Raw genomic sequence first — 16,072 nt, forward strand, 5'->3', positions numbered from 1 at the left:
GGGGACTGTTTCGTCCCGGAGTTCCGTTGCGCTCCCGAGGCGCCGGACGCACGACGGTATCGTCGGTGGGCGTGACTGATGATCGGCCGGATCTCGTCGTCGTCGGCTCCGGGTTCTTCGGCCTGACGGTCGCCGAACGGGTGGCCAGCCAGCTCGACAAGAAGGTCCTCGTCCTCGACCGGCGTGACCACATCGGCGGCAACGCCTACTCGGCGCCCGAACCCGAGACCGGCATCGAGGTGCACGTCTACGGGGCCCACCTGTTCCACACCTCGAACGAGCGGGTCTGGCAGTACGTCAACCAGTTCACCGAGTTCACGAACTACCAGCACCGCGTCTTCACGATCTTCAAGGACAAGACGTACTCGCTGCCGATCAACCTCGGGACGATCTGCCAGTACTTCGAGCGCAGCTTCTCCCCCGACCAGGCGCGGGCCCTGGTGCACGAGCAGGCCGGCGAGCTCGACACCGCCGAGGCGACCAACCTCGAGGAGAAGGCGATCTCGCTGATCGGCCGCCCCCTCTACGAGGCGTTCATCCGCGGCTACACGAAGAAGCAGTGGCAGACCGAGCCCACCGACCTGCCCGCGGCGGTCATCGCGCGGCTGCCGGTGCGCTACACCTTCGACAACCGGTACTTCAACGACACCTACGAGGGCCTGCCGGTCGACGGCTACACCGCGTGGCTCGAGCGGATGGCCGCTCACCCGAACATCGAGGTGCGGCTGTCCACCGACTACTTCGACGTCCGCGACCAGCTGCCCACCGACGTCCCCACGGTGTTCACCGGGCCGATCGACAAGTACTTCGGCTACGAGGCCGGGGAGCTCGGCTGGCGCACCCTCGACTTCGAGACCGAGGTGCTGCCGATCGGGGACTTCCAGGGGACGTCGGTCATGAACTACGCCGACGAGGACGTGCCGTGGACCCGCATCCACGAGTTCCGGCACTTCCACCCCGAGCGGAAGTACCCCGAGGACAAGACGGTCGTCGTCCGCGAGTACTCGCGCTTCGCCGAGAGCGGGGACGAGCCGTACTACCCGATCAACACCCCCGAGGACCGCGCCAAGCTGGAGCGCTACCGGGAGCTGGCCACCAAGGAGGCCGAGGAGCGGCGGGTGCTCTTCGGCGGCCGGCTGGGTACCTACAAGTACCTGGACATGCACATGGCGATCGGCTCGGCGCTCTCGATGTTCGACAACCGCATCCGGCCGTTCTTCGACCAGGGCGCGTCGCTCGACGGCAGCCTCGACGACTGAACCCGCACGACCGCACGCGAACGACGACCTGAGGACTGATCCCTTCCCATGACCTCGCCGACGTCCCCCGAGCTCGTCGCCGACCTCTCCCCCGGGGAGCTCGTCCCCGGCAAGGCCGTGACGCTCCTGCAGCGGGTGCTGATGCCGCGCCCCGCCGACCCCCGCAAGGTCCGCACGCTCTACGTCGACGAGGAGCGCTCCGGGCGGGTGCGGGTCGACGACCGCGCGACCGGCCACCTCGCGGCCGGCGACGAGGTCTCCTTCGCGACCTACTTCAACGCGTTCCCGGCCGCCTACTGGCGGCGGTGGACGTCGCTGCCGGCCGTCGTGCTGCGGCTGCGGCTGTCGGGCGCGGGCCGCATCGACGTGTACCGCTCGAAGGCCGACGGCACGATCGTGCACGCCGCCGGCGCCGCCGTCTCCGGCGGGAAGTCCGAGCTCGAGCTCGAGCTGGACCTGACGCCGTTCGTCGACGGCGGCTGGTACTGGTTCGACCTGACCGCCGACGAGGACCTCACCGTCGTCGAGGCCGGCTGGTACGCCGACCGTGAGCCGCTGCGTCCCGGCCGGCTGGCCGTGGGCATCTGCACGTTCAACCGGCCCGACGACTGCGTCGCCGCCGTCTCCACCATCGCCTCCGACCCGGTGGTCTCCGCGGAGCTGACCGCGGTCGTGGTCGCCGACCAGGGCAACCGCAAGGTCCGCGCCGACGCCGGCTTCCCCGAGGTCGCCGCGCAGCTCGGCGACCGGCTGCGCCTGGTCGAGCAGGGCAACCTCGGCGGCAGCGGCGGCTTCGCCCGGACCATGCACGAGGCGCTGTCGCACACCGACGCCACGCACGTGCTGTTCCTCGACGACGACGTCCAGCTCGAGGCCGACAGCCTGCACCGGGCGCTGACCTTCAGCCGGTTCACCGACGAGCTCATGCTGGTCGGCGGACAGATGCTCGCCCTGCAGGACCGCTCGGTGCTGCACACCATGGGCGAGTCCGTCGACCGCTTCAGCTTCCTGTACCGCCCGGCCGCGTACGGGGTGATGCAGCACGACTTCGCCGAGGAGTCGCTGCGCGAGACCGAGGAGCTGCACCGCCGGGTCGACGTCGACTACAACGCCTGGTGGATGTGCCTGATCCCGCGCGAGGTCGCCGAGCAGATCGGCCTGCCGCTGCCGCTGTTCATCAAGTGGGACGACGCCGAGTACGGGCTGCGGGCCAAGGCCGCCGGGCACCGCACCTGCACGCTGCCCGGCGCGGCGATCTGGCACCTGGCCTGGACCGACAAGGACGACGTCAGCGACTGGCAGGCGTACTTCTTCGCCCGCAACCGGCTGATCGTGGCCGCGCTGCACAGCCCGCACGCCGACACCGGCGGCATCGTCCGCAGCCAGCTCAAGGCCGACCTCAAGCACCTGCTCAAGCTGGAGTACTCGGCGGTCGCCCTGCACCTGAAGGCCTACGAGGACTTCCTCGCCGGGCCGGAGGCGGTCTTCCCGGCCCTGCCCACGGCGCTGGGCGACGTGCGGGCGCTGCAGAAGACCTTCGCCGACAGCCAGGTCATCACCGAGCGGGCCGCGATCCCGGAGCCGGAGCTGGACCCGGTCGTCGTCGAGGGCATGGCCACCCCGCCGGCGGGCAAGGTGGCGATCGGCAAGGCGGCCCTGCGCGCGCTGCGCAGCAGCCTGCGCCCGGTGCGCGCCCCCGGTGAGCGGCCGCAGGTGCAGGTGCCGGCCCCGGACGCGCAGTGGTTCGTGCTCGCCCAGCTCGACCGCGCCACCGTCGGGACGGCCGACGGCCGCGGCGTGACCTTCCGGCACCGCGACCCGGCCAAGTTCCGCGAGCTGATGACCCGCTCGGCGCGGCTGAACCGGGAGATCCGCAAGCGGTTCCCGCAGCTGATGGAGCAGTACCGGGCCGCCTACGGAGACCTGACCTCCGCGGAGAACTGGCAGAAGGCCTTCACGCAGTGACCCGGCGGTCTCGCCCATCCCCTCACGGGTGGGCGAGACCGACAGGGCGATGTCCCGGCGGTCTTGCCGTGTTCTGCCTGCTCTCGCGGTCGCGCAGCGCCGCGGGAGCGTGCGAGACACCGCAAGAGCGCCGCGGCAGGAGACCGCTGCGGGAGCGGAGCTCCGAGGTCAGGGGCGGGTGAAGCGCTCGCGGCGGCCCTGGCGCAGCAGGTCCAGCCAGGTCCGCAGCCCCCGCACGTCCCGGCGGGACAGGAAGAACCACGAGAAACGGACCAGCTCCAGCGGGAACAGCCAGCGCATGCCCGGCTGGGCCATCAGGTAGCCGCGGTTGCGATAGGTGAAGAAGCGCTTGGCGTCGTCCCCGGGGTACTGGGCGGAGAGCCGGCCGCCGAGGATCGGCAGGAACTCGTCGGTCCCCTGCGGGTGCAGGTAGGTGGCCCGAAGGCAGGTGCCGAAGGCCAGCCCGGAGCGGACCAGCCGCCGGTGGATCTCGGTCTCGTCGCCGCGCAGGAACAGCCGCAGGTCCGGGACGCCGACCGCCTCGAGCGCGTCGGCCCGGAACAGCGCGCCGTTGAACAGCGACGCGTACCGCGGCAGGAAGTCGACGTCGGCGAACTCGGCCAGGGTGCGCCGCCAGGACAGCCCCCGGCGCAGCGGGAACGCCAGCCGCCCGGGATCGGCCTTGTCGACGACCGCCGGCGACACCTCGGCGAGGTCGTGCTCGGCCGCGCACGCCAGCAACTGCTCGAGGACCGTCGCCCCGCCGGGCCGGCCGTCGTCGTCGGCGCACCAGACCCAGTCCGCGCCCTGCGCCAGCGCGGTGAGCATGCCGAGGGCGAACCCGCCGGCGCCGCCGAGGTTGCGGCGCGACGGGACGTAGGTGCTCGGCAGTCCGGAGGCGGCCACGACCCGGGCGGTGTCCTCGTCCGGACCGTTGTCGACGACGACGACGCCGTCGACCGGCCGGGTCTGCTTCGCGAGCGCGGCGAGGCTCTCGGCGAGCAGTTCGGGGCGCTGACGGGTGACCACGACGGCCACCACGGTGGGCGGGACGGCGGTCATGCCGAGGTGGACGCCTTGTCCAGGAACGGGTCCTTGCCCTTGTAGGCGGTGAGCACCTCGCGCAGCCCGCCCAGCTGCTTGATCCGGCCGTGCTCCATCCAGATGGCCTTGTTGCACAGCTGGCCGAGCAGCTCGTCGGAGTGGGAGGCGAACACCAGCAGCCCCGCGCGCTCGACGAGCTCGGTCAGCTTGTCCTTCGCCTTCGCGAGGAACGCCCCGTCGACCGCCCCGATGCCCTCGTCGAACAGCAGGATCTCGGGGTCGATGCTGGTCACCACGCCGAGCGCGAGGCGGACCCGCATACCGGTCGAGTACGTGCGCAGGGGCATGTTCAGGAAGTCGCCGAGCTCGGAGAAGTCGGCGATCTCGTCGACCCGGGCCTCCATCTGCTTGCGGTTCATGCCGAGGAACAGGCCCCGGATCATGATGTTCTCGTAGCCGGTGATCTCGGGATCCATCCCGACGCCGAGGTCGAAGATCGGCGCGACGCGGCCCCGCACGGTCGCCGTGCCCGCCGTGGGCTCGTAGATGCCCGACAGCAGCCGCAGCAGCGTGGACTTGCCGGCGCCGTTGTGCCCGACCAGGGCGACCCGGTCACCCTCCTCGAGGGTCAGCGTGATGTCGTGCAGCGCCTGGATGACCGGCACCTTGTGGTCGTCGGAGTTGATGGTGCCCCCGACCACGCCGAGCACGGCCTTCTTCAGGGAACGCGACTTCGCGTCGAAGATCGGGAAGTCGACGCACGCCTCCCGGGTCTCGATGCGGACCATGCGGATGAACCCCTCTCGCGGCGGGTCAGACCCAGTAGGCCACACGCGCGCGGTAGCGGCGCATCGCCATGAGGGTCACGGTCCAGCCGACGACGGTGATGCCCAGGACGACGACCCAGCTGTGCCAGAGGTTCTCCTGGCCCAGCATCGGCCGCCGCAGGATCTCGACGAAGTGGAGGAACGGGTTGAGCTCGGCCAGGCGGGCGCGCTCGGCGATCGCCGGGTTCGGGCTGTTGAGGAAGTCCTCGTAGATCCAGACGATCGGCGTGATGAAGAACACCAGCTGCACGACGCTGCCGACGATCGGGTTGAGGTCCCGGAACCGGGCGCTGGCCATGCCGAGGAAGAACGCCACCCAGAGCGCGTTCAGCACGAGCAGGCCGAACGCCGGGAACGCCATCAGGCTCGACCAGCCCAGCGGCTTCGGGAAGATGATCAGCATGATCACGTAGACGATCAGGTTGTGCGCGAACAGCAGCGTCTGCCGCCACACCAGCCGGTACACGTGCACGGAGACCGGCGCCGGCAGGAACTTGATCAGGCCCTCGTTCGCGATGAAGACGTTCGCGCCGTCCAGGATCGACCCGGAGATGAATCCCCAGATGATGAAGCCGACGACGATGTGCGGCAGCATCACGTCCAGCGGGTTGTTGAACAGCCCCGCGTAGAGGATCCCCAGCCCCACGCCGGTGACGGCCATGCTGATCGTGATCCAGATCGGGCCCAGCACCGAGCGGCGGTAGCGCTGCTTGATGTCCTGCCAGCCCAGGTGCGCCCACAGCTCCCGCTGGCGCCAGCCGTTGACGAGGTCCCGTCTGGTCGCCGTCCACGCAGCGTTCGAGGACTCGGTCACAGCCACGTTCGATGAGGCTACCTTCGCGCCGCCGGGCGGCCGCGCGCTGAGGGGGCCACCGGGACGGCGGGTGCGAGTGGGACGGAGTAGTCCTTCCGGGGCGCCGCGGTCGCCCTGGACGCCGGGGCTCCCGCGCGAGCCCGCCTACGCTCGGCCGCATGCCCTCGGACACCCCTGCCCTGCGGCGGGCCGCCCGGCCGCGCGTGGCGGTGCTCGCGCTGGCCGGCCTGTCCCTGATCTCCGCGGTGGCCTTCGTGCTCGCGCCGGTCGAGCGGCCCGACGCCGTCTACAGCTGGCCCGCGGCGCCCGGCGACGCGGCCGCGGTGGCGATCCCGCTCATGCTGGAGAAGCCGGCCGAGCTGACCGCCTCGGTCGACTGCGCCGCCGTCCGGGCCGCGGGTGCCGGGGACGTCCTCCTGTCCACCGTGCCCCTGGAGCGCGTCGCCGACGAGCCGGTCCTCGACGGCCTGCGCGTGACGGCGACCGGGGACGCCGTCCGCTTCCGCACGGGCCGCACCGACCTGCCCGAGCAGGCGCTGCCGGCGTCCGGGGACTGCACGTGGACGCTCGCGAGCACCCCCGCGTCGACGACGCTGCGCCTCGACGGCCGCGTGGTGGCGCAGCGGGACGGCGACGTGCGGCCGGTCGTCGCCGGGGTGTTCAGCGCGAGCGACGATCCGGCCGGGCTGTCGGTCGACGTCACCGCGGACACGGCCTTCCAGACCTCCCCGTCGCCGCTGAAGACCGCCCTCGGCGTGCTCGCCGTGCTGTCGCTCGCCGCCGCGCTGGTCCCCGTCGCGCGCGCCGAGCGGGGACGGCGTCCCGAGCAGGACGAGGCCGCGCCGGCGCCCGAGGGCCGGATCCGCCGCTGGGCGGTGGACGCCGGCGTCGTGCTCGGCCTGCTGGTGTGGAACGTGATCGGCTCGCTCACCGTGGACGACGGTTACATCGCAGGCATCGTCCACAGCCGGGCGGCCAACGGCTACATCGGCAACGTCTTCCGCTGGTTCAACGCGCCCGAGGCGCCGTTCGGGTGGTTCTACGAGGTCCTGGTCGCCTGGTCCGGCGTGAGCTCGTCGACGGTCTGGATGCGCGTGCCGTCGACCCTCCTGGGGATCGCGACCTGGTTCCTGATCAGCCGGGGGCTGCTGCCGCGGCTGGGCACCTTCGCCCGCCGGCCCGGCATGCACGCCCTGGCGGCGCTCGCCTTCGCGGTGTGGTGGCTGCCGGGCGACCTGGGGCTGCGCCCGGAGGCGTGGGTCGCCGCCGGGTTCGCCGCCGTCCTCGTCCTCGTCGAGCGCGGGCTCGCGCGCGAGCGGATGCTGCCGCTGCTAGTCGGCATCGTCGTCGCGGGCGCCACGCTCGCCGTCACCCCGACCGGCGCCGTGGCGTTCCTGCCCTACGCCGCGGCGGCGGTGCCGATCCTGCGGCTGGCGCGGCGTCGCGACGGCCTCGGCCTGCTCGTGCTCGCGGTCGCGGCCGCCGCCGCGGCTGCCTCGGCGCTGCTGCTCATGTTCGCCGACCAGAGCCTGGCGGCCGTGCTGCAGGCCACCCGGATCCGCAACGACCTCCCCGGCGCCCTGGCCTGGTCGGCCGAGCCCGAGCGCTACTACCTGCTCCTCCTGACCGGGGACCTGCAGGGGACGATCGTCCGCCGCGTCCCGGTGCTGCTCACGGCGGCCGCCGTCGTCGGGATCCTGTGGCAGCGGCGGTCGGGGAGCTGGCCGGAGTCGGCGGCGCGGGACGTCGCCGACCGCCTGCTCGTCACCCTCGGCCTCTCGCTGGTCGTCCTGCTGTTCACCCCCACCAAGTGGACGCTGCACTTCGGTGCCTTCGTCCCGGTCGGCACCGCGCTGATCGTGCTCGGCCTGCACCTGTTCGACCGGCGGGCCACCTGGGCGTCGGTGCAACCGGGCCGCGGCCCGCTGCTCGGTCATGCGCCGACCGGCGTCCTCGCCCGCGGTGGGGCCGCGCTGACCGTCGTCCTGTTCGTCGCCGCCGTCGCCTACGCGGGCTGGAACCAGTACGCGTACCTGTCCAACGCCGACGTGCCGTGGAACGACATCCCCCCGACGGTCCTCGGGAAGTCCTTCTCCACGTGGTTCCTCGCCGCGGCCCTGCTGGTCGCCGGGATCACCGCCGTCCTGGTGGTCTGGGCGCGCGCCCGCGACGCGGCCGACGCCCCGGTGCCGCTGCCCCGGCTGCTCCCCTCCCCGAGCCTCGCGGCCGTCGTCCTGCTCGTGCTGACCGTCCTGCTCCCGTACGCGAGCCTGGCCAAGTCCAGCTACGAGCGGCGGGACACGTACTCGCTGGCCGCCGACGCGCTGAACACCGTCCGGGGCAAGCCGTGCGGCCTGGCGGAGGACCTCAGCGTCGAGACCGATCCGAGCGCCGGCCTGCTCGCGCCGGCCCCGGTGCCGAGCGCGCCGGTGCTCGACGGCTTCACCGAGATCTCCGATGGCGACACCGCCGTGGGGCCGCCACTCGCGATGGCCGGCGTCGGGCTGCCGGGCTGGTCGGCCACCGGCCACACCGGTGCGGACGGCGACGGCCCGGCCCGGCTGACCACCGGCTGGTACGCCCTCCCCGACGGCTTCCAGGCCGGCGACCTGCCGCTCGTCGTCACGACGACGGGCAGCCGGCGGGCGGAGAACCGGCTGGTCGCCGAGTTCGGCCGGGTGACCGGTGATGAGGTCGCGGTCCTCCGGAGCGTCGGCCTCCCGCCCACCGACAAGGAACCGCGGGCCGGCGACGCGCGCCTGGCGCCCGGCGACGCCCCGGCCGACGCCGACGTCGTCCGGCTGGTCGCCGAGGACGGCGCGTCGGCGACCGCCGTCCCGACGAGCGTCTCCGTGCCCCGGGTCCCGGTGACCGAGCCGCTCGCGGACGTCGTCGACCCGGCCCAACCGGCCCTCGTCGACTGGCCGGTCGCCTTCGTGCTCCCGTGCCAGACGCTCTCGGTCCAGCAGAACGGGCTCACCGACCTGCCGCGGTGGCGGATCGTGTCGACCGACGGCGCGGGCGACATCAGCGTCGCGGAGGCCGTCGGCGGCCCGTACACGGCGGCGCGGGAGCTCGTGACCCAGGTGCCGGTCCCCGTGTACCTGGAGCACCGCCCGCTCGAGCGGCCGATCGGGCTCTACCGCTGGGATCCCCGGGTCGACGTCGAGTCCCCCGCCACGACCGTGCGCGCGGAGGCGATCAGCGGCTGGGGAGGCTGACCCCTCCCCTCAGCCGCTGATCGCCTCCGGGCAGCTCAGCGCGTGGTGACCGTGATCGCCCCGGTCGCGGCCGTCCAGGTGATCCGGCCGTGCTGGAAGTCGCTGGCCCGGCCACCGGGGACCGCGTACTCGTCGCTGGTGGGGTACCCCAGCGAGGAGGTCACCCCGCCCAGTGCTGCGTACCGCTTGTAGATGTTGCCGTAGACGGCGTGCGCGCCCACCGTCGGCGACCAGAAGACGGCGCCGGTCTGGAACGTGTTCATCCGGCCACGGCCGTCGGCGGTCGGCGTCTCGTCGCTCGTCGGGTAGCGCAGCAGGCCGCGCTCCCAGCCCAGGTCGCCCCACAGGTTGCGGATCTGGCCGCTCACCGACTGGGCGCCGGTCGCCGGCGTCCAGTAGATCGACGAGCCGTTGGCGAAGTGGTTGTACCGGCCGACGCCGTCGGGCGTGGCGCGCTCGTCCGTGGTCGGCACGCCGAACCCGCTGCTCAGGGCGCCGAGGGCCAGCCATTTCCGGGCGATCGAGCCCTGCACCACGTGCGGGCCGGTGGCCGCGGTCCAGTAGATGAGGCCGTCCTGGAACATGGTGAACCGGACTCCGCCGGAGGCGCCGCGTTCCTCCGAGGTCGGGTAGCCGAGCACGCCGCGCGGACCGCCCTTGGCCAGGTAGCCGTTGAGGATCTGCCCCATCACCGGGTACGCCCCGGTGGCCGGCGACCAGTAGATCGCCCGGTTGCCGGCGAAGGTGTTGTACTGGCCGCCGGCGACCGTCGTGCGGACGAGGCCGGTCGGCACGGCCCAGTCGAGGCCGCCGAGCGCATCCCAGGCCTCGGCGATGTCGCCGTGCACCTCGGTGGCGCCGCCGGCGGCCGTCCAGTAGGCGGTGCCGTGCTGGAAGGTGTTGAACCGGCCGCCGGCAGCGGACCGCTCACCGGAGGTCGGGTAACCCAGCGGGCCGCGCTCCCATCCGGTGGACGCCCACAGCTGCCGGATGAAGCCGTGCACCGACTGCGCCATCGTGCTCGCCGTCCAGTAGATCGACGAGCCGTTGGCGAAGTGGTTGTACCGGCCGACGCCGTCCGGGGTGCTCTGCTCGTCGGTGGTCGGCGTGCCCATCACGGCGGGGCCGCCCTCGGCCATGTAGACGCCCCAGATCTGCCCGCCGACGACGTGCGCGCCGGTCAGGGGGGTCCAGTACATGTAGGCGTTCTGGTACTGCTGCCAGCGGACCCCGGCGGTGGTCTGCTCGGTGCCCACCGGCGACCCGAGCAGCGTCCGCAGCGCCGGCTCGGCCGCGTACCGCTGGCTGATCGTGGGTTCCTGGATGTCCTTCACGATCGCCGCGACGCGGTCGCGGATCTCCGGCAGCCGGGCGTAGCCGTAGCGGCCCGGGCAGGCGGTGAGCCCGGTGTCGCGGTGCCCGAAGATCGTCGGCAGGGTCACCCGTGTGCCGGCGGCGTACCGGACGGTGCTGCCGCCCCCGGAGGTGAGCACCGTGGTCCCGCGCGGGTCGACGCCGAACAGGGCGAACTTCCACGCGATGATCGCCTCGACGGCGTCGATCATCGGCAGCGGCGTGTCGACGACGTCGTAGTTGCCCATCATCGAGACGCCGAAGGTGCCGGTGTTGAAACCGCCGGCGTGCGCGCCGATGACCGTGCTGGCCAGACCGCCGTAGCGGCCCTCCCACAGCCGGCCGAACTTGTCGACCAGGACGTTGTAGCCGATGTCGCCCCAGCCCCGGCTGACCGCGTGGTAGCTGTACATCGCCCGGATCATCGCCGGCACCTGGTCGGCCGTGTAGTCATTGGTCTCGGCGGTGTGGTGCAGGGTCGCCGCCTTGATCGTCGGGGCGTACTCCGGCGCCCAGGTGCGGATCCGCTCGTCGGCGCCCCACTGGGTGCGCGAGAAGACCGGCGGCATGGTCGCGGCGGCGTGCGCCGTGTCCTGGATCTCCGGCGTCTCCAGCGCGGCGTCGGCCTCGCTCTGGCCGGGGTCGACCAGGTCGACCTGCACGTCGGTCGGCTGAGCGCCCGTGCGGGTCACCAGCTCGACCTCGACCCCGGAACTGGGCCCGGTCCACAGCGGCGCCGTCCCGCCCCGCGGGGTGGCGCCGGAGTCGGCGTCGGTGTCCTGCTCGGCGACCTCGAGGCCGACCTCCGTCCACTCGCCCCAGCCGCCGGCGACGTCCTGCACGCGGACCTGGACGACCGTGTCGGTGACCGCCGGGTCGTAGGCCCAGGTGACGCCGACGAGGGAGAACTCGTCGACGTCCGTCCTCGACACGGTCAGCGTCGGCGCGCTGTCCGCGACACCGTCGACCGGCTCGGTCGTCCCCTCCTGGACCTCCGAGGCCGGGGCCGGGTCGTCGACCGAGCCCATCGGCACCTCGTCGGTGGTGGGGGCAACCGGCTCCGGCTCCGGGCTCGGGGCAGCCCAGACCGGGAGCGTGAGGATCGTCCCGGACAGGCCCAGGAAGGCGAGAAGTCCGACGAGAAGGCGGCGCACGAGGAGGTCCTCCGGGGGAACTCGGCAGCGGTCGGCCGGCGGTGAGCCGACGGTTTCCTCTACGTCCTTCGTCATCGGCGGGCCGGCCCTCAAGCCGACCCGCCGGGAAGGCCTAGCGATAGGCGGCCGTGACCGCTCCGGTCCGGGCGTTCCAGGTCAGGCTGCCGTGCTGGAAGTCGGTGCGCCGGCCGCCGGGAACCGCGTACTCGTCCCGCGTCGGCAGGCCCAGGCGCGAGGTCGCCCCGCCGAGCCGGACGTAGCTCGTGGCGATCGCCCCGTAGACCGAGTGCGTGCCGGTCGCCTCGCTGCGGTAGACCTGGCCGCGTTGGAAGCCGGTCACCCGGCTCACCCCGTCCGCGGTGAGCACCTCGTCGGCGATCGGGTAGCCGAGCACCCCGCGCTCGTACGCCAGGGAGCCCCAGACGGTCCGAACCGGGGGGAGGACCCCGTGCGCCCCGGACCGCGGGCTCCAGTAGATGGCCGCGCCGCCGGAGAACATCGTGTATCGGCCGACGCCGTCGGGCGTGCGCTTCTCGTCGGTGGTCGGCACGCCCTGGCCCCAGCCGAGGCCGCCGAGGGCCAGCCAGCGGTCCTCGATGGCGCCGAGCAGCGGGTGCGCGCCGGTCTGCGCCGTCCAGAGCACCGTGCCGCGCTGGAACGTGGAGTACCGCGTGCGGCCGTCCGGCGCGAGCACCTCGTCGGAGACCGGATAGCCCAGCGACCCGCGCTCCCAGCCGGAGGCTCCCCAGGCGGCGCGGATCTGGCCCAGGACCACGTGCGCGCCCGTGGTGGGCGTCCAGTAGACGGACGCCGCGGCGAAGTGGTTGTAGCGGCCGATGCCGTCCGGTGCGACGCCCTGGTCGGTCGTCGGCGCACCCAGCGCCGCCGGCCCGCCGACCTCCAGGTACTTGGCCAGGATCTGGCCGGTGATCGCGTGGACGCCGGTGGACGGCGAGGAGTACATCCGGCCCTTCGTGTACTCCTGCCAGGTCACTCCCGCTGCGGACTGCTCGGTCCCGACCGGCGTCCCGAGCGCGGCCCGCAGACCGGCCTCCGACGCGTACCGCGCCGGGATGGACCCGGCCAGCCGAGCGGCCACGGCAGTGCGGATCTCGGGCAGCCGCGCGTAGCCGTGCTGCCCGGGACAGGCCGTGGCGCCGACGTCGCGGTGGCCGAAGATCGTCGGCAGGGTCACCGCCGTCCCCTTGGCGTACCGCGCCGTCCCGCCGCCGGCCGACGTGAGAGACGTCGTGCCGCTCGGGTTCACGCCGTACAGCTCGAACTTCCACGCGATGATCGCCGAGACGGCGTCGACCATGGGCTGCGGCGCGGGGACCTTGTCGTAGTCGCCGAGCATCGAGACGCCGAAGGTGTAGGTGTTGAACCCGCCGGCGTGCGCGCCGATGACCGTGCTGGCCAGGCCGCCGGAACGGCCCTCCCAGAGCCGGCCGAACTTGTCGACCAGGACGTTGTAGCCGATGTCGCCCCACTCCAGGCTCACCGCGTGGTACTGGTAGATCGAGCGCAGGATCTCCGGGACCTGGTCGGGCGTGTAGTCGTTCGACCCGGCGGTGTGGTGCAGCGTCGCCGCCTTGATGGTGGGCGCGAACTCCGGCGCCCAGGTGCGGATCCGCTCGTCGGCGCCCCACTGGGCGCGGGAGTAGACGTCCGGCATCGCCATCGCGGCGTCCGCGGTGTCCTGGATCTCGGGGGTGCCCGGCATCGCGTCGGCCGGGCTCGAGCCGGGGTCGACGAGGTCGAGCTGCACGTCGGTGGGCTGCGCGCCGGAACGGGTGACCAGCTCCACCTGGACGCCGGTGCTCGGCCCGGTCCACAGCGGCGCCGTCCCCCCGCGCCGGCTGCCACCGGAGCGGGCGTTCGGGTTCTGCTCGGCGTCCTCGCGCCCGACCTCGGTCCAGGTGCCCCACTTCCCGGCCGCGTCCTGGACGCGCACCTGCACGACCGTGTCGGTCACCGCCGGGTCGTCGGCCCAGGTCACCCCGACCAGCGAGAACTCGTCGACGGCGGTCTTCTCGACCGTCAGTGTCGGCGCGCCGGACGGGACGCCGACGACGGGATCGGTGGTGCCGGCCTGCACGTCCGCGGCCGGCGCGGGGTCGGCGACCGACCCCATGGGCACCTCGTCGGTGCTCGCGGCCACGGGCTCGGGCTCGGGAGCCGGCGCGGCGTAGACGGGGAGGACGAGGAAGGTTCCGGTCAGGACGGCGGACGCGAGGGAGCCGGAGAGCAGGCGGCGCACGAGGAAGCCCTTCGAGCGGGGGGACGGCGTCGTCGACGCCGAGAGCCGCCGGCGGCGCGGCGGAGAGGTCACGAACAGGTAACCCGCGCTCCGGCGCACTGTCCACGACGGACCGCCCCACCGATCCCGGTCGCCCCGCCCGTCCCACGAGCGCCGCGGTCAGGGCTCGAGCGGCTCGCGCAGGGCGGCGCGGAGCGCCTCCCGCCAGGGACGCGGCGCGGGCAGGCCGGCGGCGGCCCACGCGCTCAGGTCGAGCACCGAGTAGGCCGGCCGCGGGGCCGGGCGGGGAAAGGCCGCGGTGGTGGTGGGCCGGACCCGCTCCGGGTCGGCGCCGATCTCCTCGAACACCGCGCGGGCGAACCCGAACCAGCTGACCGCCCCGGCGTTGCTGTAGTGCAGGACCGGCGGCAGCGGCTCCGCGCGCTCCCCCGCGGCGATCAGCCCGGCGGCCAGGTCGGCTGCCCAGGTGGGGGAGCCGACCTGGTCGTCGACCACGCGCACCGGGTCGCCGGCGGCGGCCAGCCGGGCCATGGTGCGGACGAAGTTGGTGCCGTGACGGGCGTAGACCCACGAGGTGCGGACGACGGTCGCCTCGCCGCCGGCGGCCGCGACCGCCCGCTCCCCGGCGGCCTTGGTGCGGCCGTAGGCGGTGCGCGGCGCGGTCGGCGCGTCCACGGTGTAGGGCTCGTCGGCCGCCCCGTCGAAGACGTAGTCGGTGGAGACGTGCAGCAGCCTGGCCGTGCCCGCCGGATGCCCGGCCAGCTCCTCGGCCAGCCAGCCGGGGGCCGCACCGTTGACCACCTGCGCGGTGGCCTCGTCGGTCTCGGCGGCGTCGACCGCGGTGTAGGCGGCGGTGTTGACCAGCACCGCCCGGTGGCCGGCCGCCGCGGTGCGCGCCAGCCAGTCGCGGACGGCGGCCCGCACGGCGCGTTCGTCGGTCAGGTCCAGCTCGGCCCTGCCGACGGCGGTGACCTCGTCGTCGCCGCGCGCGGCCAGCAGGTCCCGCAGGTCCCGGCCGAGCTGACCGTGGGCCCCGGTGACCAGCCAGGAGATCGGCATCGGCACCCTCAGCCGCGGGCGGTGGCGGCGGCGGCCTTCAGCGGCTCCCACCAGGCCCGGTTGTCCCGGTACCACTGCACGGTCCGGGCGAGGCCGTCCTCGAAGCCCATCCGCGGGGCGTAGCCCAGCGCGGCGGTCCTGGAGTAGTCGACCGAGTAGCGCAGGTCGTGGCCGCCGCCGCGCGGGTCGACGATGTTCTCGACGTAGCTCCAGTCGCGGCCGGTGGCCTCGAGCAGCTTCTCGGTGAGCTCCTTGTTGGACAGCTCGCGGCCGCCGCCGATGTTGTAGAACTCGCCGGGCGCGCCCTTCTCCAGCACCAGCTGGATGCCCCGGCAGTGGTCGTCGACGAACAGCCAGTCGCGGACGTTGGCGCCCTCGCCGTACAGCGGCACCTTCTGCCCGTCGAGCAGGTTGGTGACGAACAGCGGGATGACCTTCTCCGGGAAGTGGTAGGGCCCGTAGTTGTTGCTGCACCGGGTGATCGAGATGTTCAGCCCGTAGGTCCGCGCGTAGGCGCGCGCGATCAGGTCCCCGCCGGCCTTGGCCGCCGAGTACGGCGAGTTCGGCTCGAGGATGTGGTCCTCGGTCCAGGAACCCTCGTCGATCGAGCCGTAGACCTCGTCGGTGGAGATGTGCACCACCCGGCCCACGCCGTGCCGCAGCGCCGCGTCGAACACCTGCTGGGCGCCGAGCACGTTGGTCAGCACGAACTCCGACGCGCCGGAGATCGACCGGTCCACGTGCGACTCCGCGGCGAAGTTCACCACGACGTCGTGCCCGGGCAGGGCGGCGTCGAGGTCGGCGGCGCTGCAGATGTCGCCGCGGACGAAGCGGTAACGCGGCGAGTCGGCGACCGGTGCCAGGTTCGCCAGGTTGCCCGCGTACGTCAGCTTGTCGAAGACCGTGACCTCGGCGTCCTCGAAGCCCGGATAGCCCCCGGAGAGGAGGGTGCGGACGTAGTGGGAGCCGATGAAGCCCGCTCCGCCCGTGACCAGCACCCGCATGTTCCCGATCCTCCCGTTGCCGGTACCGCGGGGCATCCCCCCGAGGTGTGACTCCTGCGCACTGTGAGCACGCTAGTTGCCTGTCGGACGCCGTCCGCCGTGGTGACGGACG

At 73.1% G+C, this 16,072-nt stretch carries 10 protein-coding genes; 3 read left to right on the plus strand and 7 right to left on the minus strand.

Annotation, left to right across the window (positions count from 1 at the left end):
• The first annotated feature begins 71 nt into the window (after nt 1-71).
• Nucleotides 72-1,259 (plus strand): UDP-galactopyranose mutase, encoded by a 1,188-nt coding sequence (glf, locus tag AB3388_RS23070; RefSeq protein WP_495407647.1) that lies wholly within the window; start codon nt 72-74, stop codon nt 1,257-1,259.
• 48 nt (nt 1,260-1,307) lie between these two features.
• Entirely contained in the window at nt 1,308-3,224 is a 1,917-nt protein-coding gene (locus AB3388_RS23075) for a glycosyltransferase (protein WP_495407648.1), read from the plus strand.
• A gap of 168 nt (nt 3,225-3,392) precedes the next feature.
• Here the strand turns inward: AB3388_RS23075 and glfT1 are convergent, their stop codons facing one another.
• Genes glfT1 through wzm form a run of 3 tightly spaced genes read right to left on the minus strand, consistent with a single transcriptional unit; the run spans nt 3,393 to nt 5,915 of the window.
• The gene (gene glfT1 / locus AB3388_RS23080) at nt 3,393-4,286 is read right to left on the minus strand and encodes a galactofuranosyltransferase GlfT1 (protein WP_495407649.1); all 894 of its coding nucleotides are present in this window, start codon (nt 4,284-4,286) and stop codon (nt 3,393-3,395) included.
• Nucleotides 4,283-5,056 carry a galactan export ABC transporter ATP-binding subunit Wzt/RfbE gene (gene wzt / locus AB3388_RS23085; protein ID WP_495407650.1) on the minus strand — a complete coding sequence of 258 codons (774 nt, stop codon included), beginning with the start codon at nt 5,054-5,056 and terminating at the stop codon, nt 4,283-4,285. The genes glfT1 and wzt overlap by 4 nt, the downstream gene beginning before the upstream one ends.
• Before the next feature lie 25 nt (nt 5,057-5,081).
• Complete coding sequence (gene wzm, locus AB3388_RS23090) at nt 5,082-5,915, minus strand: galactan export ABC transporter permease subunit Wzm/RfbD (protein WP_495407651.1); 834 nt, start codon at nt 5,913-5,915, stop codon at nt 5,082-5,084.
• A 152-nt stretch (nt 5,916-6,067) separates the two neighbouring features.
• On the opposite strand from wzm, the gene AB3388_RS23095 reads away from it, so the two are divergent.
• Nucleotides 6,068-9,130, plus strand: coding sequence for an arabinosyltransferase domain-containing protein (locus AB3388_RS23095; protein WP_495407652.1), 3,063 nt, complete (start codon nt 6,068-6,070; stop codon nt 9,128-9,130).
• Between the two features lie 35 nt (nt 9,131-9,165).
• Here the strand turns inward: AB3388_RS23095 and AB3388_RS23100 are convergent, their stop codons facing one another.
• The 4 genes from AB3388_RS23100 to rfbB form a co-directional block, all read right to left on the minus strand.
• The gene (locus tag AB3388_RS23100) at nt 9,166-11,637 is read right to left on the minus strand and encodes an N-acetylmuramoyl-L-alanine amidase (RefSeq protein ID WP_495407653.1); all 2,472 of its coding nucleotides are present in this window, start codon (nt 11,635-11,637) and stop codon (nt 9,166-9,168) included.
• Nucleotides 11,638-11,749: 112 nt separating this feature from the next.
• Nucleotides 11,750-13,969 (minus strand): N-acetylmuramoyl-L-alanine amidase, encoded by a 2,220-nt coding sequence (locus AB3388_RS23105; protein ID WP_495407654.1) that lies wholly within the window; start codon nt 13,967-13,969, stop codon nt 11,750-11,752.
• Nucleotides 13,970-14,056: 87 nt separating this feature from the next.
• Nucleotides 14,057-14,956, minus strand: coding sequence for a dTDP-4-dehydrorhamnose reductase (gene rfbD, locus AB3388_RS23110; RefSeq protein WP_495407655.1), 900 nt, complete (start codon nt 14,954-14,956; stop codon nt 14,057-14,059).
• An 8-nt stretch (nt 14,957-14,964) separates the two neighbouring features.
• Entirely contained in the window at nt 14,965-15,960 is a 996-nt protein-coding gene (rfbB, locus tag AB3388_RS23115; RefSeq protein ID WP_495407656.1) for a dTDP-glucose 4,6-dehydratase, read from the minus strand.
• Nucleotides 15,961-16,072 lie beyond the last annotated feature (112 nt).

Source organism: Geodermatophilus sp. SMS 5-13 (assembly GCF_059428245.1).